This is a genomic window from Clostridium sp. OM05-5BH, assembly GCF_003481505.1.
Lineage (GTDB): Bacteria > Bacillota > Clostridia > Lachnospirales > Lachnospiraceae > Otoolea > Otoolea fessa.
In genome coordinates, this window is the sequence record NZ_QULJ01000011.1 from 1 (window position 1) to 25,256 (window position 25,256).

18 protein-coding genes are annotated in these 25,256 nt (G+C 49.8%); 12 read left to right on the forward strand and 6 right to left on the reverse strand.

The features are described from left to right. Positions 1-137 precede the first annotated feature (137 nt). Both DXB70_RS12000 and DXB70_RS14195 read left to right on the forward strand, forming a co-directional pair. Positions 138-1,793, forward strand: a complete 1,656-nt coding sequence (locus tag DXB70_RS12000) for an O-antigen ligase family protein (protein ID WP_118293400.1) — start codon at positions 138-140, stop codon at positions 1,791-1,793. Between the two features lie 251 nt (positions 1,794-2,044). Beyond that, positions 2,045-2,200 (forward strand): hypothetical protein, encoded by a 156-nt coding sequence (locus DXB70_RS14195; protein WP_181357241.1) that lies wholly within the window; start codon positions 2,045-2,047, stop codon positions 2,198-2,200. Positions 2,201-2,363: 163 nt separating this feature from the next. Here the strand turns inward: DXB70_RS14195 and DXB70_RS12005 are convergent, their stop codons facing one another. The 5 genes from DXB70_RS12005 to DXB70_RS12030 all read right to left on the reverse strand — a co-directional run bounded on the left by DXB70_RS12005 (position 2,364) and on the right by DXB70_RS12030 (position 7,779). Beyond that, a complete protein-coding gene (locus DXB70_RS12005) occupies positions 2,364-2,894 on the reverse strand; it encodes a hypothetical protein (RefSeq protein ID WP_107001448.1) in 531 nt (176 codons plus the stop codon). Between the two features lie 224 nt (positions 2,895-3,118). Further along, on the reverse strand, positions 3,119-4,498 hold the full coding sequence (locus DXB70_RS12015) for a cell wall-binding protein (RefSeq protein WP_118673394.1): 1,380 nt from the start codon (positions 4,496-4,498) through the stop codon (positions 3,119-3,121). 171 nt (positions 4,499-4,669) lie between these two features. Then, positions 4,670-6,280, reverse strand: coding sequence for an aldolase catalytic domain-containing protein (locus tag DXB70_RS12020; protein ID WP_118673395.1), 1,611 nt, complete (start codon positions 6,278-6,280; stop codon positions 4,670-4,672). 30 nt (positions 6,281-6,310) lie between these two features. Beyond that, entirely contained in the window at positions 6,311-6,976 is a 666-nt protein-coding gene (locus tag DXB70_RS12025) for an HAD hydrolase-like protein (protein ID WP_022359155.1), read from the reverse strand. Further along, positions 6,973-7,779: a 3-deoxy-manno-octulosonate cytidylyltransferase gene (locus DXB70_RS12030; protein WP_118673396.1), complete on the reverse strand. Its 807-nt coding sequence runs from the start codon at positions 7,777-7,779 to the stop codon at positions 6,973-6,975. Before DXB70_RS12030 ends, DXB70_RS12025 begins: the two co-directional genes overlap by 4 nt. Positions 7,780-8,017: 238 nt before the next feature. On the opposite strand from DXB70_RS12030, the gene DXB70_RS12035 reads away from it, so the two are divergent. From DXB70_RS12035 to DXB70_RS12075, 9 genes are all read left to right on the forward strand, one after another. Beyond that, positions 8,018-9,949, forward strand: a complete 1,932-nt coding sequence (locus tag DXB70_RS12035; protein WP_118626917.1) for a thiamine pyrophosphate-binding protein — start codon at positions 8,018-8,020, stop codon at positions 9,947-9,949. Between the two features lie 16 nt (positions 9,950-9,965). After that, a complete protein-coding gene (locus DXB70_RS12040; protein ID WP_118493659.1) occupies positions 9,966-10,901 on the forward strand; it encodes an NAD(P)-dependent oxidoreductase in 936 nt (311 codons plus the stop codon). A gap of 251 nt (positions 10,902-11,152) precedes the next feature. Further along, a complete protein-coding gene (locus tag DXB70_RS12045) occupies positions 11,153-12,127 on the forward strand; it encodes a glycosyltransferase family 2 protein (protein ID WP_107001455.1) in 975 nt (324 codons plus the stop codon). Then, positions 12,117-14,303: a glycosyltransferase family 2 protein gene (locus DXB70_RS12050; RefSeq protein ID WP_107001456.1), complete on the forward strand. Its 2,187-nt coding sequence runs from the start codon at positions 12,117-12,119 to the stop codon at positions 14,301-14,303. Before DXB70_RS12045 ends, DXB70_RS12050 begins: the two co-directional genes overlap by 11 nt. 6 nt (positions 14,304-14,309) lie before the next feature. Continuing rightward, positions 14,310-15,308, forward strand: coding sequence for a glycosyltransferase family 2 protein (locus DXB70_RS12055; protein WP_022359149.1), 999 nt, complete (start codon positions 14,310-14,312; stop codon positions 15,306-15,308). A 159-nt stretch (positions 15,309-15,467) separates the two neighbouring features. Next, positions 15,468-17,333, forward strand: a complete 1,866-nt coding sequence (locus DXB70_RS12060) for an LCP family protein (protein ID WP_118629257.1) — start codon at positions 15,468-15,470, stop codon at positions 17,331-17,333. A 21-nt stretch (positions 17,334-17,354) separates the two neighbouring features. After that, a complete protein-coding gene (locus tag DXB70_RS12065) occupies positions 17,355-18,776 on the forward strand; it encodes an undecaprenyl-phosphate glucose phosphotransferase (RefSeq protein WP_107001458.1) in 1,422 nt (473 codons plus the stop codon). A gap of 13 nt (positions 18,777-18,789) precedes the next feature. After that, a complete protein-coding gene (locus DXB70_RS12070; protein ID WP_118673397.1) occupies positions 18,790-20,487 on the forward strand; it encodes an LCP family protein in 1,698 nt (565 codons plus the stop codon). 28 nt (positions 20,488-20,515) lie between these two features. Next, complete coding sequence (locus DXB70_RS12075) at positions 20,516-21,430, forward strand: AEC family transporter (RefSeq protein WP_182429162.1); 915 nt, start codon at positions 20,516-20,518, stop codon at positions 21,428-21,430. Positions 21,431-21,966: 536 nt separating this feature from the next. Here DXB70_RS12075 and DXB70_RS12080 read toward each other — a convergent pair. After that, complete coding sequence (locus DXB70_RS12080; RefSeq protein WP_118673414.1) at positions 21,967-23,175, reverse strand: class I SAM-dependent rRNA methyltransferase; 1,209 nt, start codon at positions 23,173-23,175, stop codon at positions 21,967-21,969. 290 nt (positions 23,176-23,465) lie between these two features. Between DXB70_RS12080 and DXB70_RS12085 the strand changes: the two genes are divergently transcribed. Beyond that, positions 23,466-24,995 carry a trypsin-like peptidase domain-containing protein gene (locus tag DXB70_RS12085; protein WP_118673398.1) on the forward strand — a complete coding sequence of 510 codons (1,530 nt, stop codon included), beginning with the start codon at positions 23,466-23,468 and terminating at the stop codon, positions 24,993-24,995. The last annotated feature ends 261 nt before the right edge of the window (positions 24,996-25,256 follow it).

Below are 25,256 nucleotides of genomic sequence, written 5' to 3' on the forward strand. Positions count from 1 at the left end.
CTGGGCACGTATGCGTGAACAGTAACGAGATAATAGGGGAAATTTAAGATTTCCTTTCTTGCTATCCACAAAACGAAATGCTATACTGATACAAGCCGTTTCTCTGGTTTTACGAATAAGAAAAGGAGAAGAATGTGATGGAACAGACAGAGATTGCAAGAGAGCAGGGAGCTCCGACTGCATCCATTTTGGCAGAGCAGGCATGGGAGGGAAAAGTCCGAAAGGTTTTTTCATGGATTGTGTCGGTGTATCTGTGTGTGGTGTTTGGGGCATTTCCGCTATATTTCCATAATTATTATTATGATATTCTGGTATCGAAATATCAGTTTTACTGGCTCAGTACGGTTGCGATGCTGGCGTCATGCCTGATCGCAGCGATAGTATTTGCGTGCATGGACTTAAAGCGGTTTGGCGGGGCGCATGTGCGGCGCTTTTTGGGCGCGTTTCGACTGACTGAATTAAAAAAGCAGCCATTTGCCTATAAGGCGTTGGCAGTTTTCTGGGCGCTGGCACTGATATCGACGGTGCTGTCGGACTATGTGTATGAGTCGTTCTGGGGAAATGAGGGACGATTCAGCGGATTATTCTTGATTACGCTGTATGTGCTGGGAACGATTGTGATCAGCAAGTATGGTCGGATGAGAAAATGGTACCTGGATGTGTTTTTGGCATCGTCCGTTCTGGTCTGTCTGTTTGGAATCACAGATTATTTCCAGATGGATTTATTGGGATGGAAAAAGGGCGTGAGCAATGAACAGGGAAACCTGTTTGTATCTACATTGGGAAATATTAACACATATACGGCGTTTGTGGCGCTTACGATGGCGGTTGCCTGCGGCTGTTTTGTAAGTGAGAGAAAAGTGGGACGCCGTATCTGGTATTATCTGGTTTCGGCGCTGGCCTTTTTTGCATTGATTACCGGACAGAGTGATAATGCATATTTATCACTTGGAATGCTGTTTGCGGTGATGCCGCTGTTTTTATTTACGACATGGCGGGGCATCGCAGATTATGGTATTCTGGCGGCTACGTTTATGACCGTGATCAAGGTAGTAGATACGGTCAATAAAGTATATGCCGATCAGGTCATCGGTCTGGGCGGTGTGTTTGGCGTGTTGGTGCGCTATCGTTATCTGGAGGGAGTCGTCGTTTTATTCTGGATTCTGGCGGGGATTCTCTGTGTTTGGAAACGGAAGATGGAACAGACGAATCCAGAGAGCAAACCGGGACGATGGATTTGGCGTGGCTGGTGTGCAGTTTTGATTCTTGGATGCCTGGCAGTGGCATTTGTCTTCTATGATGCAAATCTGGGAGGACATGCGGAACGGTACAGCGCGTTGTCCCAGTATCTTGTTTTTGATGATGATTGGGGGACGAACCGGGGATATTGCTGGAGAATTGGCTGGCAGTCCTATCGCGAGCTGCCGTTCCTGCATCAGTTGTTTGGTTTTGGACCAGACACATATGGAATTCTGACTTGGGATTTCAGGCAGGATGCGCTGGATCGGTATGGAGTTTTCTATGAGAGCGCCCACAACGAATATTTCCAGTACCTTGTTACAATGGGACCGCTTGCGCTTGCATCCTATCTTGCGTTTCTGGGCAGCGCCTGCGTGCGGATGTGCAGAAAATGGAAAGAGTGCGCCTGGATTCTGGCGCCTGTTCTGGCGGTGCTCTGCTATGGAGCACAGGCAGTTGTTAATATCAACCTCCCGATCGCGACGCCGATTATGTGGGCGATGCTGGCGATTGGGCTTACACTCACAAGAGAGAAAGCAGAACAGGCAGAATAGCTCAAATAGACGGCAAATCCGGGCAGATTCGGCGGAAAAGCCGAAATGACGAACTTTGTCGATTTAGAATTTAAAGTAATGTGTGAACAGTAACCCGTGTCGAAATTTGCGATCGATAGACTCTTTTATTTTTCTTAAAATCGGTTTATAAATAATATGAAACGAAAAAACGATAGGATCGCCTGGCAGAGCTGCGTTATGCAGTGTGGTCATCTGAATGGAAGAACAGGCAGTCAAAAGGAGGAGAGTTTATGGATGAAGCTAAAAAATTGGTCGTTTTGGAACAGGAAAATGAAGAATTAAAGCGTGAGCTTAAGGAGTTATTTAAAACTCTGGATCAGATGAATCAAAGCTTAAACCGGATGATTGACCACTACATACTCTGTAAGACGGAGAAGGCGGGATAAGCGGAGAAACTGGATAAGATGGGAGAGAAGAGGCTCATTTATACCAGATGGAGCAAGTGAACAATCAAATCAAAAATTAAATACTAAATCGAATATCAAAGCCGCATGATTCAGAAGGTATGTTATTAAACCAGAATGAATCATGCGGCATTTTTTATGTACTCTATGTAATATGCAGTTGGCGCGTCAATTTCCAGATTAAATCATGCATCCAGGAGATCGTCTGCTCCAGCTGCTCGTTTTTCTCTCTTAGCGCCAATACTTCCTGATAGAGAGTTTCCTTGTCGGAATCTTTTGAGATATCCGGATGGAGATTCGAGGAAGTGGAAGATGATTTTGTTTTACCCGGTGCTGCAGAATGATCTGTCATCAATTTGGTGTTATCAGGTGCTGCATTTTGATCCGACGATTTTGCATCATCCGGTGATTTGCTCCGGCCGGATGGCTTTGTCTGCCCTGGTGCCTTAGCCTTGTTCGCCTGTTTGGCTTTAGAATCCAAAGGGCTTGCCGCATTAATCATGTGTCTGGAAATCAGGATCTGCCGTTGTGGATAGTCTAAGTCCATGAAATCCTGATACGGAATGGGAAGAGGAGTCATGGCGATTGAGCAATGCGGACACACCGCATTGGCAACGAGCTGAAAGAATCCATAATGTCCACAGTTTGGACAGCAATAAACATTTAAACCACGCATAGAGTTGCCTCCGTAGAAGTAAGAGTTGAGTCATTGGGAGAAAAATGAAAACATCCCCTTTATTATAATACGTTTTAATCGGGAACATTATAACTGGTTTTTAGAAAAAAATTTAAAAATTTCCAAAAAAATTTTTAAAACGATAAAAAAAGACATCTTTCAGAAAAAATACCGCGGTGTCACAAAAGTGTCCTGCGGTATTTGAACGGATGCAATATTATATTTTACTGGATGATTCCAGATGTGTCAACTGTCCAGGCAGTATCATTGCTGTCTTTGATATCCTTGAACCCTTTTCCGAGTTCCGGACGGGAAGCGGAAGAGGAGGAAGAGGTTGCTTTCTGGATGGTGCCGCTGGTGTTTACCAGGTAGCGTTTTTCACCGATGGAAACCGGCTCATAGCGGAGTTCCGGATCCGCCTTCTTTAAAAGACCGTTTACATAAACCTGGTTATCGCGCTCTCCATGGTAGCCCTGTCCTTTGAGGGAACCTTTGGTCTGGAAATACCAGATCTGGTTTTCTTCTAAATCATCATTGTAAATAGTCTGCTTGCCGGTACGCATCACGCCGTCGTCGCCGAAGTAGTAGGAGGCGAAGCTGCCATCCGCCTGTTTCAGGCTCTGAAGCCCGGTCTGCATTTCACCGCGCTCGTTGAAGCAGTAGCGCTCGGAATTGATGGTGAAAATAGCAAGATCCTTCTCGGCAAAGTAAGCAGTTCCGTTTTTAAAGAAGAAGGAAAATGGCTCTTCTTCTTCGCTGATGCCCGGTGCCCCTTCAATGGTGTACCAGCCGCTTGCCCGGCGTCCGCCATTTTCCGGATCGTAATAGCGGAAATCGTTTAAGCTGACAGTGTCTGTGGCAGAGTTGTCCGTTGTTGCTGCTTCGTTTGAAGGTGTGCTGGAGCTTACAAATCCAGCTTCCGCGACATTGATCCAGCCTGTCTGCATCTGGCCGTCGATGAAGGTGTAGTAGGCATTGTCGATTTTGCGGTCCATTTGGTTTACGATCATGCGTCCTTCGGTGTCAAAATAGCACCAGATATCTTCATCGTCGGTGTCTTTCGTGATGGTTTCCAGCAGAATCCATCCGGTTTTTCTGGCGCCGTCATCTTCCTCGCCGAGGTAGTAGGTCTGTCCGTCCAGCTCCAGAAGCCCGGTCTGCATCAGTCCGTCCTCGTCGAAATAGTAGGTTTTTCCGTTGATGCTCATCCATTTGGCAGTTACAATCTTGCCGTCCTTGCCAAAATAGAGCCAGGAGCCGCCGTCCGGAGAATCCGGGCTGTCGTAGCTGATCTCATTTTCAGCCGAAACCCATTGGTTCTTTGCCATGTGCCCCTCATCGTTGACGAAATAGTCATCGACTCTCTGATTGGTAGCAATCTCGCCTTCCTCATCGAGATAAAACCAGTCGCCATTCCGCTTTTTCCATGTGTTTGTCTCTTTATAGCCGTCCTCATCGTAGTAATAAAGACGACCATCTTCCTCTGTCCAGCCGCTCTGAGCCGCCAGAACTCTGTAAGTTCCCGTATTTGTCATTATAGGTGCAGCAGCCGCGAACAAAGCCGCAGCGGATAAAACAGCTAAAGTTTTAGTTTGCTTACGCATGGTATAATCTCTCCTTTTTGAAAATGCGAAAATCCATCGCTGCATTACGGGGCTTATTATACGGGGATTATGCGTAAAAAGATAGTGTGCGTTGCTGGAAAGGGTGGAGAGATGTGGAAAAAGGGGTGAACCAGCTGGAACACCCCTTTTTCTATATGAAAATATAATTTTTTATTTTACGTATTTCGAATCCGTCAGGAACTCCAGCGTCAGCGTTCCTGCCAGCCTCTCCAGCGTATCTATCACATACTGGTTAATACTCTGTGATTTTTCCCGCGCGATCCGGTAGTCCATCGCGGAATTATAATAGTTGTCTCCATCGATCGTATATCCGTCGAATCCCGCGCAGGCGGCGTGGTGGACGCTTGTTTTGGTCAGGACGTTCAGCAGCATGACAAAGGAATTATCGATGATCTCTGCATTCTGGTCGATCAGGGAATTATAGTTTAAGGTGTAATCAAAATGTGTATCTTTGACATTTGTCACGTTTGAGGTCGCGATGACGCGCACCGGGCGTCCCTGGGCGTCGGCGTGCTCGAGCAGGCGGTTGTTGAGTTGGACATAGCGCCTGGAATTGCTTAAGAACGCATAATCGATTGGAATTCCCTCCGGGATAAAATTGACGGAGATTGTGATCGGATTGTGCGCCTTAATATAGGAAAGAATTGCCTCCTTTTCCAGTTCCAGATTCTTTCCCGGACCGAGCAGCAGAAGCGGGCGCTCGCGCCAGGAAGCACTCAATGCCTGAATATCGGCTTCGTCATTGCATTCTGTGCTCTGATACCTGCGGTACAGTGTTTCAATGTAATCTTTGTCGTAGAGCAGTTTTTTCTCCGGCTTAATCGCATCCAGAATCGTATTGATGGATTTAAGCGACAGGGTGTGCTTATCCATCAGGAAGCGGACGTAGTTCGGATGGCAGTTGTTGGAGGCGGAAATATAGAAGAACAGGTTATATCCCCATGGGCTCTTGCGGAAGAACGGCATGATGCTGATGTCGATCGCCTCGAGCATCTGACTGACATTGAAATTGCGTCCGAATACAGTGTTCATGTACATGGAAATGAGTTCGATCGGAAGATTTCCGGCGCTTTTTCCCATGCCGTACAGGGTGGCATCAACTAAAACGGTGCGGTCTGCCGGTTCGCGTAAGACTTCCATGCTGTTTGAGTATGCGAGCTGGAAGTTATTGTGGGAGTGGTAGCCGATCGCGATCGATGGTTTTAAGTTGTAGTTTAAGAGCTGGAAATAGTGCAGCAGGTTATCCTGATGCAGCAGACCGTAGGTGTCTACAAGGGACATCGCATACGGTTCCAGATCGTTGACAAGGTCAACCAGATCCAGAAGCTCACGGTCGGAGTAACTGGTGATCGAAACCGCCTGTGCAAACACTTTGTAGCCCAGTTTTTTGACTTCGTGGCAGAACTGGATCGCCTCATGCATCACATGTTTTTTGAAAATGACGCGAATGCCGTCGATGTAGGACTCTGAACACGGGCTTAAATTAGAAATATCGCAGGTTCCGTAGTCGATCATGGCAACGATCATCGTATTTCCCTTGTCCAGCTTGCCGAAAATCTGATCGGCACACTGGGTTGTCGGCATGATCGTGCGGTTGCGGTCGAAAGTGCGGCGGTCATCCAGAAAACCAACTTCCAGAATGTCCACGCCCGCGCTGATCAGACGTTCAAAAATAGTAACAATATTGTCGTGACCGAACTCCCAGTCGTTGACGTAGCCGCCGTCGCGGAGAGTGCAGTCGAGTAATTTGACTTGTTTCATGATGTTTGTCCCCTTGTTATGTTTGTAATTTTAAAAATTGACTCCCAGAAACGCCCCGATATCATGCGTATCCTTTGCCGTATAAACCGGCGCATATTCCTGCCATGCCTCCGCGGTATCTGGTCCGAAGCCGTAGGTGACTGCCATAAAATCGACAGCTGCCTCTTTGGCACCCTTTCCGTCGGAAGAGGTATCACCGATAAGAACTGCCTCGGATGGAGACAACTCCAAAGCTTTTAAGCACTTGTGCAGAACGTCAGCCTTCGTCATTTTGCTGGCAAAATCGCTGCCGCAGATGGAGTCACAGAGTTCTGTGAAATGGTAATGTTCCAGCAGAGTCAGCGCATAATCTTCACGTTTCAGGGTGGCAACCCCGATCTTGCAGCCCTGTGCGCGGAGTGCGCGGATCAGGTCTTTGATACCGGCGTATGGCTCGGCTTTCAGCAGGTCGTGATCCTTGTACTGGGTGCGGAAAATCTCGGTTGCGTGGTTCGCGGCGTCCTCGTCCAGTCCATAGAGGCGGATGAGCGACAGCTTGACGGGCGGTCCGATAAAGGTGCGGAGTGTCGCCTCGTCGAGGGCAGGTTTTCCAAGTGCTTCTACCGTGTGTCGCACGCTCGCAAAGACGCCTTCGGATGTATCGAGCAGCGTGCCGTCGAGGTCGAAGATCACGCCGCGGTATGTTTTCTTATTCATAGGGTGCTAGTCCTCCTGTGTAAAATCGCCTGTACTGTTTCAAGGTCGGCGGGGGTGTCTACGGAAAGCGTATATCCGCAGATGGGAAGAAATAGGATCGTTTTCCCATATTCGAGGAAACGCAGCAAATCCACGCCCTCGATCTGTTCCAGAATGCCCGGTCTGCTCTGGCAGAAGAAATCAAGCGATTCCCGCGTATAAAGCCCGATACTCACAAATTTCCGGGAAGGTTTGTCAAGCGTCCCCTTGCGGAATGGAATTGGCGCACGGGAAATGTAAAGCCCTGTGCCGTCCGGGCGGCAGACCACTTTTATGTTGGATGGATCGGCTGTCTCGGCATCGTTCGGGATATCTGCCATGGCATTGATGAGAAATGGACGCTGTACATTCTCTTTTGAGGTAATAACAGTAAGCGCCTGCTCCATAAAATTTTGCAGAATCTCCGGTGTCAGAAGCGGTTCATCCCCGCCGATCATCGCATAAAAATCAAATTTCCGCGAAGAAGCAGACTTGGAATCTTCCAGAATCGTCACCGCCTCCTGAATGCGGGAGGTCGGATTCTGATGGGAATGGGAGGTGAAAACCGCCTCAAATCCATATGTCTGGCAAACAGCAGCAATCTCAGGGCTGTCGGTCGCAGCGTAAACGGCATCAAATACACCGCTGTCCCGCGCCGCTGCGAGAACCCGCACAACCATTGGAATCCCATCAATCTGTTTCAATGCCTTTCCCGGAAAGCGAACCGAATTAAGCCGCGCCGGAATCAGCGCGCAGACCTTTTTTTCCTGTGCTAATCGATTCATAAGACGTTCCTCTGTATGATAAAGCAGTTACATAAAGTAAAATGAATCGTAACGTAACGATTCAGGCATACCGATGTGAACCGGATGCTGACCTTTATTATAGAAAAGAAATAGGAGAAATACAAGACAGCATAAGAAAAATGTAAGGAGTTGGGAAAATGCCGTGTCGGCTATGAAAAAAGAAATATGTGTGGTATAATATGACCACTTGACAAGGTATTTTCAGGAGGAAATCAAAATGAAACAGAAACTTTCTAATTATATAGCAGAAAAGCTTCTCGCATCCGGCATCACGGATGTGTTTATGATCACGGGCGGCGGCGCGATGCATCTGGATGACGCGCTGGGGCATCAGGAAGGACTTCACTGCCTCTACAATCATCATGAGCAGGCATGTGCGATGGCAGCGGAGGCGTATGCCCGCATCCACAACAAGATTGCGGCAGTGTGCGTGACGACGGGACCTGGCGGCATCAATGCGATGAACGGCGTTGCGGGCGGATTCCTGGATTCAATCCCGATGTTTGTCATTTCCGGACAGGTGCGTTATGACACGACAGCGCGCAGCACGGGACTTCACCTGCGCGCGATGGGCGATCAGGAGTATGATATCACCAAATCGGTTGCCAATATGACAAAATACTGTGAGATGGTGATCGATCCGATGCGTATCCGCTTCTGTGTGGAAAAAGCCCTGTATCTGGCTTACAACGGTCGTCCGGGTCCTACCTGGCTGGATATTCCGCTGAATGTGCAGGCGGCAATGATCGAGACAGACGATCTGATCGGCTTTGATCCGGAGGATTATGAGGCGGGCGGAACCGGCTGGGCGGCAGAGAGCGCGTCCGAGATCCCGGAGGATACCGCCGGAAAAGGTGAATTTCGTGCAAAACTTCCGGCACGTGTGACGAAGGAGACGGCGCGTGCGATCATCGAGAAAGTCCGCACCTCCAAACGTCCGGTGATCAATGCCGGAAATGGTATCCGTATCGGCGCGGCGCACGATGTTTTCATGCGCGTGGTTGAAAAGCTGGGAATCCCGGTTGTGACCGGCGCGGACAGCATCGACTGTATCTATGACGAACACCCGCTGTACATCGGAAAAGGCGGCAACGTCGGCGATCGCCCGGGCAACTTCGCGATCCAGAACAGCGATCTGGTGCTGTCGCTCGGAAGCCGTCTGAGTTTCCGCCAGGTCGGTTACCGTTTTACTACCTGGGCGCGCGAGGCGTATGTGATTGTGAATGATATCGATGCCGAAGAGCTGAAAAAGCCGACCCTGCATGTGGACATGCCGGTTCACGCGGATGTGAAGGATCTTCTGACCGTGATGGACGAGGTTCTTTCGGAGGAAGGAAAAGCGGACGGCGCGGCTTCGATGACGCAGGAGTACAAGGACGCGCAGGCAGAGTGGCTGCGTATCTGCCAGGGCTGGAAGCATGATTATCCGGTGGTTCTGCCGAAGCACATGAACGGCGGCACGGAGACAGAGGCAAACGTATATGCATTTGCGTATGAGATGAGCCGCCGTTTAAATGAGAACCAGATCGTGGTTGTGGGGAATGGATCTGCAAATGTTGTGTGTGGACACGCAAATATTGTGAAAAAGGGACAGAGATTTATCTCGAACTCCGGCATCGCTTCGATGGGCTACGGACTTCCGGCATCGATCGGCGCGTGCGTGGCAGATCACAGCCAGGATATTATCCTGATCACCGGAGACGGCAGTATTCAGATGAATTTACAGGAGCTTGAGACAGTTGTCAGCCACCGGATGCCGATCAAGATCTTCATTATCAATAACGGCGGTTACCATTCCATCCGCCAGACCCAGAAGAATTTCTTCGGCGAGCCGCTCATCGGTATCGGCGTGGACAGCGGCGATCTTGGATTCCCGAGCATGGAAAAGCTGGCGTGGGCGTATGGATTCCCATATGTAGCGATTCATGGAAACAAGGAGCTGGGCGAGAAGGTAGAAGAAACGCTGGCGATGGACGGCCCGGTGATCTGCGAGGTATTTGTAACGCTGGATCAGAACTTTGAGCCAAAGTCCGCGGCGAAGAGACTGCCGGACGGAACGCTTGTATCGCCGCCGCTGGAGGATCTGTCCCCATTCCTGCCGGACGAGGAGATGGACCGTATCATGCTGATTCCGCGTATTAAAAAATAGTAAAGGAAACGATAGAATGAAGATAGTTGTCACAGGTGCCACCAGCTTTGTAGGTCTGGGGGCGGTGCGCGAGCTGTTACATCGCGGACATCAGGTATACGCCGTACTGCGGGAGCATTCGACGAAAGCGGATCTGCTGCGGGAAAATGGAAAATTTCCGCAGGGACTCACGATTTTGGAGGAGGATCTGGGGAATCTCTCGAAACTGCCGGAACGGATTCCGGGCGGATGCGATGTGTTTCTCCATATGGGCTGGCGCGGTGCAGGGAGTGATTCACGGAAAAATGAGGCAGTCCAGGAGGAGAGCGTGCAGGACGCGCTGAATGCCGTCCGCGTGGCGAAAGACCTCGGGTGCCGGCGGTTTCTCTTTACAGGTTCGCAGGCGGAGTATGGCGTCAAGAGCGAGCTGACAGACGAGGAGACGGTCTGCGAGCCGACCTCCCCGTATGGACGCGCGAAACTGGCAGTCCGGCAGCGGGCGGAAGTGCTCTGCCGGGAACTGGGACTGGATTACGGGCATGCACGGATTTTCAGCACGTATGGACCGGGCGATCACCCGTGGTCGCTTCTTTCCTCCTGTGTCCGGGTCTTCCGGGCAGGGGAGAAGATGACGATGACCGCCTGCACGCAGCTCTGGAACTTCATGTATATTGACGATGCGGGGCGCGCCCTGGCGGATCTGGCAGAATATGCGGGAAATCTCACGGATCACGGATGTGTCTACAATCTGGGCGGTCCGATGGATGAGACAGGACCGCTGCGCGGGTTTGTCGAGACGGTCTATGAGCTGTGCGGCAGGCAGGGCAGCATGGAATTTGGCGTCCGCCCGCCGAATGCAGAGGGAATCGTCAATCTGATCCCGGATATCCGCAAGATGGAGCGGGTGGTTGGCTGGAAGCCACAGGTATATTTTGAAGAAGGAATGAAGAGAATTCTAGCTTTTCAGAAATGATTTTTCTGCCCTCTGTGCAGAGTGACGGGAGAGAATGGTAAATATTTGGACATATTTTATCAGTTTATGCCAAGTAAATAGCGAAGCAGCCAAAAATCGTTAAGAAAATTGTAGGTTGTCAAAAGAGAGAAAGACGTTTAAAATAAAGGCAGTATAGCCGAAGCGGCTTTCTCTTTTTTTTGTGTTCGAAATTTGGTGGAACGAAACAGAAGAGTTCAAACAAAAAGCAAATTAATAGGAATCAGAAAAGTATGAAAAAAATCAGTATATTAATTCCCTGCTACAACGAGGAAGAGAATGTAGGTCCGATCAGCGAGGCGGTTGTGGAGACGCTGGAGCGCGATCTGCCGGAATATGACTATGAGCTTGTCTTTATCGACAATGATTCGACGGACCAGACGCGCCCGATTCTTCGGAAGATCTGCAGCGAGAATCCACGGATCAAGGCAATTTTTAATGCCAAAAACTTTGGACAGTTCAATTCCCCGTATTATGGAATGTTACAGTGTACCGGCGACTGCGTGATCAGCATGGTGGCAGATTTTCAGGATCCGGTCGATATGATCCCGAAATATGTCCATGAGTGGGAAAATGGCTACAAGATTGTCATCGGCATCAAGACGGGAAGCAAGGAAAACCCGATCATGTATGCGCTGAGGAGCTGCTATTACAAGATGATAAAGAAACTCTCCGATGTCGAGCAGATTGAGCATTTTACCGGTTCGGGTCTGTATGACCGCGATTTTATTGAGATTCTGCGGGAGCTTGACGATCCGACGCCGTTTCTGCGCGGAATCGTGGCGGAGCTTGGTTATAAGCGCAAGGAGATCCCATATATCCAGCCGCAGCGCCGCGCAGGCAAGACACACAACAATTTTTACCGGCTCTACGATGCCGCGATGCTCAGTGTGACCTCCTATACGAAGGTCGGTCTGCGCCTGGCGACGATTTTTGGAAGTATCTGCGCGGCGATCAGTATGATCGTGGCGATTGTATATCTGGTGATGAAACTGCTTCACTGGTATGATTTTCCGGCTGGTATGGCGCCGGTTCTGATTGGAATGTGCTTTTTAGGGTCGGTTCAAATCTTTTTCATTGGTCTGGTGGGAGAGTATATTTTATCGATCAATTCGAGAGTCATGAAGCGTCCGCTGGTAGTGGAGGAAGAGCGGCTGAATTTTGATACACCGGTGAAAAAAGTTGGGGGCAAACAGCATGAAATGTAATGTCGATGTAGTTCGGATTCGTGAAAATTCGATTCAGCTCAATGGCTGGGCGATCGGAAAGACGCCGGAGACGGAGATCACCTATCAGGTTGAAGATGGGGCACATCAGCCGATCCGGTTTCAGTATGTGGCGACCCGCCGCGACGACGTCAGCCAGATTTATTTTGGGCGAACGGTAGAAAAAGAGCTTGGATTTGATATCCAGTTCCCGTATGAGCGCGGAAAAGATTATTATCTGATCGCAAAAGGCGAGGGACGCAAAATCCGCATTAAATATAATGAAGAACTGATCCGCAAGCGCAGCAGTGTGGCGCACAAGCGGATGCAAAAGATCCGCGATCTGATGAACATGGAGACTGTGCGGGTCTGTCTGGATTTCTGGAAGGAAAATGGTCTGAAAGCCCTGCTGGTAAAATCCAAGCACAAACTGCAGGGAATTGACAATGACTACGATTACGGCGAGTGGTATTCACTGACGAAGCCGACGGCGGAGGAGCTGGAGGAGCAGAGGAAAAAGGTGTTTGACGCGCCGGTTAAATTCTCGATCGTGATTCCGGCATTTAAGACACCGGAGCGATTTCTGCGGGAAATGCTGGATTCGATCGCGGAACAGACATACGCAAACTGGGAGGTCTGCGTGGCGGACGGCAGTCCGGCAGGACAAAGCTGCGAGCGGGTGCTGGAGCAGTATGCGAAGAAGGACAGCCGCTTTAAATACGTAATTTTAGGCGAAAATAAGGGCATTTCCGGCAATACGAATGCAGCAATGGATATGGCGACCGGCGATTATATTGTGCTGGCGGACCATGACGATAAGCTGACACCGAATGCTCTCTATGAGTGTGCGAAACTGTTACAGGAACATCCGGGATGCGACTGCTTCTATTCGGATGAGGATAAGCTGGATATGGACGGCGGCGCTTTGTTTGATCCGCATTTTAAGCCGGATTTCAATATCGATCTGCTCTGCAGCGTCAACTATATCTGCCATCTGTTTGTCGTCAGCCACGATCTGGCAGCGCAGGTGGGCGGCTTCCGTCAGGAATACGACGGAGCGCAGGATTATGACTTTATTTTCCGTTGTACGGAGAAGGCGAAGGAGATTCGCCATATCCCGAAGGTGCTGTATCACTGGCGCTGCCACAAGGATTCGACAGCGAGCAACCCGGAGAGCAAGCTGTACGCATTTGATGCGGGTGCGCGCGCGATCATGGATCATTATAAACGCGTCGGTATCGAGGCGGAGCGCGTGGAAAAAGGTGTGGACTACGGCATTTATCACTCTGTATATAAAATTCAGGGGGAACCGCTGGTATCGATCATCATTCCGAACAAGGATCACCATACGGATCTGGATCTATGCCTGCGGGCGATTGAGACGCGGGCAACGTACCGCAATGTTGAGTTTATCATTGTAGAGAACAACAGCACGGAGAAGGAAACCTTTGAATACTATGAAAAGATTCAGAAGGAATTTTCCAATGTCCATGTGGTAACCTGGGAGCGCGAGTTTAACTATTCGGCGATCAACAACTTCGGCGTGACCTTCGCAAAGGGCGAATATCTGCTGTTTTTAAATAATGATACCGAGCTGATTGCGGAGAATTTCATCGAGGAGATGCTGGGACTGTGCCAGCGTGAGGACGTCGGCGCAGTTGGCGCGAGACTGCTCTATCAGGATGATACGATCCAGCATGCGGGCGTCGTGATTGGTTTCGGCGGCATCGCAGGGCATACGTTTATAGGGCTTCATAAGGCGGAAAACAGCTATTTCCACCGTGCGATGAGTACACAGGATTACAGCGCTGTGACGGCGGCGTGCCTGATGACAAAGAAAGCACTCTTTGATGAGGTCGGCGGCTTTACGGAGAAGCTGGCGGTCGCATTTAACGATATCGATTATTGCATGAAAGTGCGGGCATCAAATCATTTAGTGGTTTACAATCCGTACGCATTGCTGTATCATTATGAGTCGAAGTCAAGAGGACTGGAGGATACGCCGGAGAAGGTGGCACGTTTTAACAGGGAGATCAAGATTTTCTCGGAGCGCTGGCCGGAGATCCTTAAAGATGGAGATCCTTACTACAATCCGAACCTGACGCTGCGGAAGTCCAATTTCGCCCTCAGGGATCTGAAAAAAGAGAAAATCGGAGAACCGTATCATCTGGAGGTATAACCCGGGATGGAGATTACAACGACAATTATTATTCCCAATTATAATGGGTTGAAATTTATGGACGAATGCATCCGTTCACTGAATGCACAGACGTATCCGAATTTCCGGACACTGGTGGTGGACAACGGTTCGACGGACGGAAGTGTGGAGTGGCTGAAGGAACATCAGATCGATACGATTTTCCTGCCGGAAAACACGGGATTTTCCGGTGCAGTCAACGTCGGAATCAAGGCGGCAGACACACCGTATGTGCTGCTTTTAAATAATGACGTCCGGGTGGACGAGTATTTCGTGGCGGAGATGGTGCGTGCGATCGGTCAGTCGGAGCGCATCTTTTCCGTCAGCAGCCGGATGATCCAGATGTACCATCCAGACAGGCTGGATGATGCAGGCGATATGTATTCCCTGCTTGGCTGGGCGTACCAGCGCGGCGTGGGACGGGATCTTACGCATTACCGCCGTTCAAGCCGGGTATTCTCGGCGTGTGCGGGCGCAGCGATCTACAGGAGAGAGGTATTTGAGGAGATAGGCTATTTCGATGAGATGCATTTTGCCTATCTGGAAGATATTGATGTGGGCTATAGAGCCCGGATTGCGGGTTATGACAATATATACTGCCCGGCGGCGCTGGTATGGCACGTCGGAAGCGGAACCAGCGGTTCCAAGTACAATTCATTCAAGGTTAAGCTGGCGGCACGCAACAATGTGTATCTGAATTATAAAAATATGCCGTGCTTACAGCTTATCATAAATGCGATTCCGATCGCAGCGGGGATTTTCGTGAAATATTCATTTTTCAGGAAACTCGGGTTTGGAAAAGATTATCTGGAAGGTCTGAAAGAAGGCATACGGACGGCAAAGAAGTGTAAAAAAGTGGCGTACCGCCCGGAACGGCTTAAAAATTATCTGGCGATAGAGCTGGAACTTTTAGCTGGGACATTTCTCTATGTCTATGAATTTGCTGTGAGACAGATCGAGAAAAAAGCAGCATCTGATAAATCGTGAGGAAAAGGTTAGAGTTGTTACTGGGCGCGTATGTGTGGACAGTAACTTAGAGTTTGCGCGATGTGTGAACGGTCATGGTTTAGCAGATGCAGCACGGAGAAAGGCTGCTTATCAGACAATGTCTGAGCGGCAGCAAGCAAGTGAAAGATGAGGTAGCTTATGAATTATGAGGATGATGAGCTGGAGCGCATGAGGGCGCGCCGCGAGGGCAGAAGCAGCCGTGCCAGTCAGGCAGGGTATTCTTCGCGCGGCAGTTCTGCTTCCGGCACCAGCCGCAGAAGAGTCAGCAGTACAGTCGAAAATAGCCAGAGAAAAGGTGAGGCGGGCAGCGGTTCAGTACGTTCCGGCTACAGCGGTCCTAAGAGCGCTGGAAGTGGAAAAAAGAGTTCGGGACGCCGCGGCAGCCATTACCGTAAATCGGCGCGCCACAGAAAGCATATGATCATTGCGGCGGAGATTGTCGTGATTATATTGATGATTCTGGGCGGTGCGTTCTGGTATATGTATCACAGAACCTTCGGTTCTATGCAGAAGATTGATTTTAACGAGGACCAGGTTAAGAACGTCAACCTGTCCCAGGAACAGATCGATGATATGAAGGGCTACATGACCGTGGCGTGCTTCGGTGTCGATTCGCGAAGTGAGCACGGGCAGATGAATGTCGGAAAAGGTACGAACGCGGATGTCAACATGATTGCCAATATCAATCTGGAGACGGGTGAGATCCGTCTTGTATCGGTATTCCGGGACAGTTATCTGAATATCAACGATAAAAACTCTTATAATAAGATCAACGCCGCTTACGCACAGGGCGGTCCGGAGCAGGCAGTTAAGGCGCTGAATAAGAACCTGGGTCTTAACATTACCCAGTATGCGACGTTCAACTGGAAAGCGGTTGCGGATGCCATCAACATTCTGGGCGGTGTAGATGTCGAGCTGAGTGATGCAGAGTTCTCCTGGATCAATGCCTTCATCACGGAGACCGTAAAGGAGACTGGTATCGGTTCTCATCAGCTGACCCATGCGGGCAATGTACATCTGGATGGTATCCAGGCAGTTGCATACGGACGTATCCGTTATTCAGATACGGACTATGCGCGTACCGAGCGTCAGAGAATTATTCTTCAGAAAGCCTTTGATAAGGCAAAAAATGCAGACTGGGCGACACTCAACTGTCTGATTCAGACGATCATGCCGCAGCTTGCAACCAATGTTGATATTACGGATTTGATTCCGCTGGCACGCAATATCGCGAAGTTCCATATTGGTGAGACCGCGGGATTCCCGGCAGCCAGAGGTGAGCAGGATGTTGGAAAGATCGGTGACTGCGTTATCCCGCAGACACTGGAGTACAACGTAAAAGAGCTTCATAAGTTCCTGTTTGATGAGGAAGATTATCAGGTTCCGTCTAATGTTAAGGAGTACAGCAGCCATATCGCGCAGGTAACGGGGCTTACGACGAATGCGAAGCTGATTGGTCATGTTCCGGTCGATCAGGGTGTCAGCGCCCAGACGTTTATCAAGAAACGGGCGAGCCGTATTGCCGCGCAGGCAGCGGCGAAGGATGCCGCTAAGAAGTCATCGACGAGTGCTTCGGACGAGTCGGATGACGAGAGCGGGGATGAGACCAAGAAGGGCGAGAGCGAGAGCTCGATCGGATTGGACGAGATCTTTGATCCGGATGAAGACTGGATTGACTGGGAGGAAGAAGAGTCGAAGAGCAACAGCAGTAAGGGACCAGGAACAACGACGACTCCCGGCAAGAAAAATCATACGGATAAGACAACCGAGGCGGATGATTCTTTATCCGGACCAGGCAGCACATCGGAGACGAAGTCTTCCGTTGCAAAACCGGGATCTACAACCACGACAGCGGCAGAGACAGCGGCATCCAGTGAAAAGACTTCTCCGGGTGCATCAGATAATTCCGGTGTGAAAAGCCCGGTCACAGAGATTCAGGATCCGGGGAATTCCGGAAACAGCGATGCAGCAGGCCCCGGCGGTCCGGCAGGTCCGGGAGCTTAATCTGAATTCAGGTGATATACTATGATAAAAGATAACCAGAAACGGCTGAACCATTTCCACGTAGTGCTGGACGCATGTGTCATTGCATGCGCCTACGCACTTGCGTGGTTTATCGTCAATGGAACGTCGTGGTTTAATGTAACAGGGCATAATAAGAGCGCAATGGCAGTCGTCTATCTGGCGGCTGGCGTTCTTATTGTACCGTTTTATTTGATTTTATACGCATTTTTTCATCTTTACACGCCCAAACGGGTTCAGGGAAGACGGGTGGAGTTAGCCAATATTTTTAAGGCGAACATCATCGGTCTTTTGGTGATCTCACTGATGCTTTACCTGGGCGGTAAAAATGAGTATTTCCACAACTTCTCCCGTCCGATGGTATTTTTGTTTTTTGGCATCAATCTCTTTGCTGAGATTCTGATGCGGAATATCCTGCGGATAGCGCTTCGGTCGATGCGGTCGAAGGGATATAACCAGAAGCATCTGCTTCTGGTCGGTTACAGCCGGGCAGCGGAAGGATTTATTGACCGTGTGAATGTCAACCCGGAGTGGGGCTATAAAATCCGCGGTATTCTGGATGACCATGAGGAGTGGGGCAAAGAATATAAGGGAGTGCGCGTGATCGGCAAAATTGACGATCTGGATACGATTCTGGCGCTCAATACGCTGGATGAGATCGCGATCACCCTGAGCATCCAGGAGTATGGAAAACTGGAAAAAATCGTGGCAGGCTGTGAAAAATCGGGTGTGCATACGAAATTTATCCCGGATTATTATAACTTTATCCCGACCCGTCCGTTTATGGAGGATCTGCAGGGACTTCCGGTGATCCACATCCGCCATGTGCCGCTCACGAATCTGCTCAACGCAACGATGAAGCGGACGATGGATCTGGTCGGCGGCATGATGGCGCTCATCCTGTTTTCACCGGTGATGCTGGTGACGGCGATTCTTATAAAGGCGACTTCGCCGGGACCGGTCATTTTCTGTCAGGAGCGGGTGGGACTTCACAATAAGCCGTTTAAGATGTATAAGTTCCGCTCGATGGCGGTACAGTCGGCGGCAAAGGAGAAAAGCCAGTGGACGACGCCGGGAGACCCGCGTGTGACTCCGATTGGAAGATTTATCCGGAAGACGAGCATTGACGAGCTTCCGCAGCTGTTTAATGTTCTGAAGGGCGATATGAGCCTGGTTGGACCGCGCCCGGAACGCCCGTTTTTCGTTGAAAAATTCAAGGAAGAGATTCCGCGTTATATGATCAAACACCAGGTGCGTCCGGGAATGACCGGATGGGCACAGGTCAATGGTTACCGGGGCGATACCTCGATCACGAAGCGGATTGAGCATGATCTGTATTACATCGAGAACTGGACGCTGGGATTTGATTTTAAAATCATGTTTTTGACGGTTTTTAAGGGCTTTATAAATAAAAACGCGTATTGATGAGGAAAACCACATGGGATATGAAGAAGAAAGAGATAGGTCAGGACACCGCCGGAGCCGACGGGCAAAACCGTCGGAGATGGAAGACGATGGTCTGACACTGATCACGGATTCATTTACGGAACGCCGGGAGGACGGATCCCACCGGAGCGGAGATAGAAGCCGAAGTGGTCAGAAAGCGGCAAAGAGGGGACAGACGCAGCCTGGCAGCAGCCGGGAGAGCCGGAATCAGGAGAAAACCCGGACCATGAACCGGTCGGATATTTACGCCGACCCGGTTAAATTGAAAGCGCGCCGGAAAAAGAAGCGGAAGATATGGTTTATTCTTCTGGAGAGCGTGATGCTGATCGGGATTCTCTGCTTTGCGGGATATTCGTATATCAGCAGCCGTCTGGATCTGATGCAGCGGCTTCCGTGGAACCCGGATGAGATCAAAAACGTCGAGATTTCGGAGGAGAAGCAGGAGCAGATGAGCGGTTACTGGACGATCGCGGTTTTCGGCGTGGATAGCCGTAACTCATCGGTCGGAAAGGGCAACAACTCGGATGTCAATATTCTCTGCAACATCGATCAGGGAACCGGTGAGATACGTCTGGTTTCGGTGTACCGGGATTCATATTTAAATATCAGCGACAAGAATACCTACAACAAAATCAACGCTGCTTATATGCAGGGCGGACCGGAGCAGGTTGTCAAGGCGCTCAATAGGAACCTGGATATCGATATTGACGATTATGCGACCTTTAACTGGAAAGCCGTTGCAGATGCGATCAACATTCTGGGCGGCATTGACGTGGAGATCACGAAATCAGAGTTTTATTATATCAATGCGTTCATTTCTGAGACGGTCAAGGCGACCGGCGTCGCTTCGACCCAGCTTAAATCAGCGGGCATGAACCATCTGGACGGTGTGCAGGCGGTTGCATATGGGCGTCTCCGTCTGATGGATACGGACTATGCCCGTACCGAACGGCAGAGAAAGGTTATTTCCCTCGCGTTTGAGAAGATGAAAAAAGCAGATTGGGCGACGATCAACAATATTGTGCAGACGGTATTTCCACAGGTGGCGACCAGCATCGAGATCAATGATCTGTTGAAGATAGGACGAAATATTACGCGTTACCATCTGACCGAGACGACCGGTTTCCCGTCGGAGCTGAGGGAAAAGAAGATGGGACGCAAGGGCGCCTGCGTCATCCCGCAGACGCTGGAGAGCAATGTCATCGAGCTGCATCATTTCCTGTTTGGCGATGAGGAATACACGCCGACTGAGACGGTCCGGACGATCAGTCAGAAAATTGTATCAGATACAGGCGTTCATGGCACGAAACAGGCAGAAACGAAGGCATTGCCGAAGACGACCGAGGCGACGACAATTTCCATTCTGGATCCGACGCAGGAGAGCGGCGCGGACGAAAGCCAGGAAGCCGGGAGCGGCAGCGACGAGTCGGAGAAAGAGACCGGTAATGCTTCGGAAACACAGGAGAATGACGCTTCTGAGCAGGAAAGCCGTCCGGACGGTACGCATGCATCAAAGGAAAATGCGCGGGAGAGCAGTGAGGCAGAGTCTGGCGGTTCTTCGCCGGCATTTCCGGGCGGAAATTCTGGCACCGGCACGGAGAATGGCAGAGAAAAACCTTCCGGCAGCGGTTCCCCGAATGGAAGCAGTGCACCGGGAAGTAAGACGGATGCGGGAATCATCATTGAGTGATGAGAGAGTGTGAAACGGAGGAAATGCTTTGAATTTAGATGGTTTGTACCGGATGCAGGGAATGTTATTTTCCCTGATGATTCTGGGTGCATTCTTAAAGAAGAAGGGAATTATCACGGATGAGGGAAAAAGGGTCATTGCGGATCTGGTCATCTTTGTGACACTTCCCTGCAGTATCATTGAGTCATTTGAAGTAGAACTGAGCATGGATATCTTAAAGAGCAGCGCACAGGCGCTGCTCGTCTCGTGTATGGTTCAGGTGGCTTGTTATATCTTAAATATGGTACTGTATCCGGGTGTGGGAGAGGAAAAGAAGAAGGTCCTCAAATACGCGACGATGGCGTCCAATGCCGGGATTCTGGGAAATCCGGTGGCGGAGGGCATCTTCGGCTCGATGGGGCTTTTCTACGCCTCTTTTTACCTGATTCCGCAGAGAACTGCGATGTGGTCTCTGGGAATGACGTATTTTACGAAGGCGCCGGATCGGAAGACGCTGATTAAAAAGATATGCACGCATCCGTGTATTGTCTCCGTATTCATCGGCTTTGTGCTGATGCTTTTACAGATGCAGATTCCGGGATTCCTGGGAGATACGGTACATAGCTTAAACAAGGCAAACACGGCAGTCTCCATGATTTTCGTCGGAACCGTTCTGGCGGAGGCAGATATGAAGACGATGATCACGCCACTCAGCTGCTACTATGCCGCCGTGCGCCTGATCCTGATCCCGGCGCTTGTGTGGATCGGCTGCCTCCTGTTCCATATTGACACGCTGGTGATGGGGATTTCTGTGGTGCTGGCAGCGATGCCGGCAGCAAGCACGACGGCGATTCTTGCCGCGAAATATGGCGGGGATGAAGTCTTTGCGACGAAGTGCGTGGTATTTACGACGCTGCTTTCGATGGTGTCGGCACCGGTTTGGTGTATGGTGCTGCAGCGGTAATCCCTTATGAGTTCGTATTTCTATAAAGGGGGTTTCGCTTGCATTGGATGAAAAGATATGTTATATTAGGGATAGAAAAAGGAAAAGCCAGAGGAGCGGCTTACCTGAATAAATTAAATAACTGTTTTATTAACAGCCGTCATTATTGCAGTAATGGCGGCTATTTTCGTTTTCCCTTGAAAATTGTATAACACAATCCAACAAGGGCGCAAATGAATATTCCAATCTGAATCAAATCAGAGTATGTAACATACATTGGCAATGCCCTCCTTTCTTTCGTCTGGAGGGTTAGATTTGTGCCTCGTTCCAGTCTTTGATAAACAAGCTTTGCTGAAATCTAGCAACCCTCCGATAACAGAGGGTAAGCCGCCTGGCTCTCTGGTTTTTCCATGTACGAAGTATATCATAATTTATCAGAACAGACAATGATAAAACGAAACAAATCCCCTCAGATTGCTCTGAGAGGATTTGCAGATTCATGATTTATAATAGCAGTTCATATTGCTTGGTTATAGTCTTACAAACATTCTGTAATTTTACTTTTCATCCACAATCTGGAAAATGTAGAACTTCAGATAATAGGACGTCTCATCCCCCGCCCACAGAATCGGATGGTCGGCTGCCTGGGTGCGGTATTCGATCTGGCGCAGGCGGCGGTGGGCGCTGCGGGCTGCCTCCTGAATCGCCTTTGTGAAGAGCTCCGGCGTCATGAAATGGGAGCAGGAGCAGGTGGCGAAGTAGCCGCCGTCCTTTACCAGACGCAGACCGCGAATATTGATCTCGCGGTAGCCCTTGATGGCATTTTTGACCGAGCTGCGGGATTTTGTGAAGGCAGGCGGGTCGAGGATCACGACGTCAAATTGCTCACCTTTTGCCTCTAATTCCGGAAGCAGGTCAAAGACATCCGCGCACTGAAAGGTGGTAGTGCCGGAAACACCGTTTAACTCTGCATTTTCACGCGCCTGTGCGACGGCAAGTTCGGACGCATCCACGCCGATGACCTCTTTGGCGCCAGAGACGGCTGCATTTAAGGCAAAGGAGCCGGTGTGGGTAAAACAGTCCAGAACGCGTTTGCCCGGGCAGAGACGCTGGATTGCCAGACGGTTGTATTTCTGGTCGAGGAAAAAGCCAGTTTTCTGCCCGTCCTTGACATCTACCAGATAGCGGACACCATTTTCAACGATCTCTACTTTTGTATCAAATGGTTCCCCGATAAAGCCCTTATAGCGCTCCATGTCCTCCTGTAAGCGGACCTTAGCGTCGCTGCGCTCGTAAATACCGCGGATATGAATGCCGTCTTCCTCAAGCACCTTGACGAGTTTTTCCAGAATCAGCGGTTTCAGACGGTCGATACCGAGCGCCAGGGATTCAACGACCAGCACATCGGAAAATTTGTCGATCACGATGCCCGGAAGGAAATCTGCTTCGCCGAAAATCAGGCGGCAGCTGCTGGTATCAACTGTCTGACGGCGGTATTCCCAGGCATTGCGGACGCGCATTTCGATAAAAGCATCGTCGATGACAGTATCCTTTTTGCGGGAAAGCATCCGCACGGTAAGCTTGGAGCGGGTGTTGATAAAACCACATCCGAGCGGATAACCGTCAAAATCTTCGACACGAAGGATATCGCCATTTTCAAATTCGCCCTCAATTCGTTCAATTTCATTATCATAGATCCACATACCGCCGGCTTTCAGGGAACGAGCCTCGCCTTTGCGGATATGGACAACTGCCTGTGTATTCATCATGGATGTAACAGTCCTTTCATATAAAATGTAAAATTCGTTTCATTCATTAAGTATACAAGAGGAGAGAAAGACTGACAAGTGAAAACCGAGAGATGTTTTTAAGCTTCACAGATTTATGATTTTATTTTCACAATTACATCACAAATAACTGATAGACTATCTCATGTAAACAGAGAGAGGGCAGAAAGCCTGAGACAGAATATAAGAGTATGAACAATCCGCTGCGGGAAGGTTCGCAAAATGGACAGTACGCGGCTGTGATTCCTGAGAACAGGAGGTATGAATATATGTATGACGAGAATGAAAGAAATGAGAGACACGATCAGGATGTAGATTATACGGAGGGCGCTTATTCGGACAGCGCTTATGAGGAAAAGAATAACGATACTGCTAAAAAAGAAGAAACTTCCGATTATGGCGGTTATCATGATTCCCGTTACCGGGGCAGTCTCGATGGAGAACCGGAGGCAGCAGCCGGAGCAGACCCGAAAGAGAATGCAGAGAAGCAGCCGGAACGCAGCTATATTCCGGAAGAACGGAGTGGCCGGGGACATGGCTCTAAGAATACTGGTAAGAAAATTGCGGCACTTGTGATGTCGGGCATTTTGTTTGGCTGTGTGGCAGGCGGAACCATGGTCGGCGTGAATGCACTTTCAAATCGGCTTCTTCCGGGTGAGACCGCACAGGAAACGATCGGTCAGGTTTCCCAGGAGACACAGGCAGATGCGGGCACTAAAACGCAGGCCTCCATTGGCAACGATGTTTCTTCGATTGTAGAGAAAGCGATGCCGTCCGTTGTAGCGATCAACAACAAGATGATTTATACACAGAACAACTGGCTGTTTGGTCAGCAGCAGTACGAGGTGCCGAGCAGCGGTTCAGGAATCATTGCCGGACAGAATGACACGGAACTTCTGATTATTACCAATAACCATGTCGTTGAAGATTCCGAGGAACTTTCGGTTACCTTTATTGATAACCAGAGCGTTAAGGCAGCGGTCAAAGGTACTGATTCCGATTCGGATCTGGCAGTCATTGCCGTACAGCTTTCGGATATACCGGAAGAAACGAGAAAACAGATTAAGGCAGCCGATCTGGGCGATTCTGATTCCCTGAAGCTGGGACAGGGTGTTGTGGCAATCGGTAACGCACTGGGACAGGGGCAGTCGGTTACCGTCGGTTATGTCAGCGCTTTAAATAAAAAGCTAACCATCAACGACGTAGAGCGGACACTTCTGCAGGTAGATGCGGCGATCAACCCAGGCAACAGCGGCGGCGCACTTTTAAATATGAACGGTGAAGTTATCGGCATCAATGCGGCGAAGTATTCGGACACCAGTGTTGAGGGCATCGGCTATGCGATCCCGATTTCACAGGCAAAGGATATTATCAGCGACCTGATGACGAAGACGACGAAGGTAGCTGTTGATGAGAATGAGCAGGGCTATCTGGGAATCCAGCCTCAGAATATCGACAGCCAGATGGCGCAGGCGTATGGCATGCCGGAAGGTATCTATGTATACAAGATTGTTGCGGGCGGCGCGGCATCCAGGTCGGATCTGCGGGAGCGCGATATTATCACCAAGTTTGACGGTGAGAAGGTAAAGAATGGTGATGATCTCAAGAAACTGCTGACTTACTATAAGGCAGGTTCCACCGTTACCATGACGGTACAGAGTCTGGAAAATGGCAAATATGTCGAGAGAAACGTACAGATTACACTGGGCTCCAAGAGCGATATGCCGCAGAGTCAGGATAGCCAGAACGAGAGCCGGAGTGAATCACAGGCAAGTCCGCAGAGAAAACTGGGAAGATAGAAAATATCCCATCAGCGAAGTGGACTGGAATGGATATTTGCCCGTAACGGTGAAGATACGGAACTGTTGCGAAGCGGAAATGAATAAAATCAGGAAGATATAGAAAAGAAGGCAGGTGAACCGCCGGTAGATCCTCTTGTAATCAGAGAGGGCGGTGATTCATCTGTCTTTTTGTTTCATAGGAAATTTTTTTATTTTTAAAATGAAATGACGGCTGCTGTTATGATTTACGTTTTTCGCAAGCTATGATAAAATGAAAAG

Excerpts from the sequence above, each read along its gene's own strand:
- DXB70_RS12000 (WP_118293400.1), top strand. The coding sequence starts at position 138 with ATGGAACAGACAGAGATTGCAAGAGAGCAGGGAGCTCCGACTGCATCC.
- DXB70_RS14195 (WP_181357241.1), top strand. The coding sequence starts at position 2,045 with ATGGATGAAGCTAAAAAATTGGTCGTTTTGGAACAGGAAAATGAAGAA.
- DXB70_RS12005 (WP_107001448.1), bottom strand. The coding sequence starts at position 2,894 with ATGCGTGGTTTAAATGTTTATTGCTGTCCAAACTGTGGACATTATGGA.
- DXB70_RS12015 (WP_118673394.1), bottom strand. The coding sequence starts at position 4,498 with ATGCGTAAGCAAACTAAAACTTTAGCTGTTTTATCCGCTGCGGCTTTG.
- DXB70_RS12020 (WP_118673395.1), bottom strand. The coding sequence starts at position 6,280 with ATGAAACAAGTCAAATTACTCGACTGCACTCTCCGCGACGGCGGCTAC.
- DXB70_RS12025 (WP_022359155.1), bottom strand. The coding sequence starts at position 6,976 with ATGAATAAGAAAACATACCGCGGCGTGATCTTCGACCTCGACGGCACG.
- DXB70_RS12030 (WP_118673396.1), bottom strand. The coding sequence starts at position 7,779 with ATGAATCGATTAGCACAGGAAAAAAAGGTCTGCGCGCTGATTCCGGCG.
- DXB70_RS12035 (WP_118626917.1), top strand. The coding sequence starts at position 8,018 with ATGAAACAGAAACTTTCTAATTATATAGCAGAAAAGCTTCTCGCATCC.
- DXB70_RS12040 (WP_118493659.1), top strand. The coding sequence starts at position 9,966 with ATGAAGATAGTTGTCACAGGTGCCACCAGCTTTGTAGGTCTGGGGGCG.
- DXB70_RS12045 (WP_107001455.1), top strand. The coding sequence starts at position 11,153 with ATGAAAAAAATCAGTATATTAATTCCCTGCTACAACGAGGAAGAGAAT.
- DXB70_RS12050 (WP_107001456.1), top strand. The coding sequence starts at position 12,117 with ATGAAATGTAATGTCGATGTAGTTCGGATTCGTGAAAATTCGATTCAG.
- DXB70_RS12055 (WP_022359149.1), top strand. The coding sequence starts at position 14,310 with ATGGAGATTACAACGACAATTATTATTCCCAATTATAATGGGTTGAAA.
- DXB70_RS12060 (WP_118629257.1), top strand. The coding sequence starts at position 15,468 with ATGAATTATGAGGATGATGAGCTGGAGCGCATGAGGGCGCGCCGCGAG.
- DXB70_RS12065 (WP_107001458.1), top strand. The coding sequence starts at position 17,355 with ATGATAAAAGATAACCAGAAACGGCTGAACCATTTCCACGTAGTGCTG.
- DXB70_RS12070 (WP_118673397.1), top strand. The coding sequence starts at position 18,790 with ATGGGATATGAAGAAGAAAGAGATAGGTCAGGACACCGCCGGAGCCGA.
- DXB70_RS12080 (WP_118673414.1), bottom strand. The coding sequence starts at position 23,175 with ATGAATACACAGGCAGTTGTCCATATCCGCAAAGGCGAGGCTCGTTCC.
- DXB70_RS12085 (WP_118673398.1), top strand. The coding sequence starts at position 23,466 with ATGTATGACGAGAATGAAAGAAATGAGAGACACGATCAGGATGTAGAT.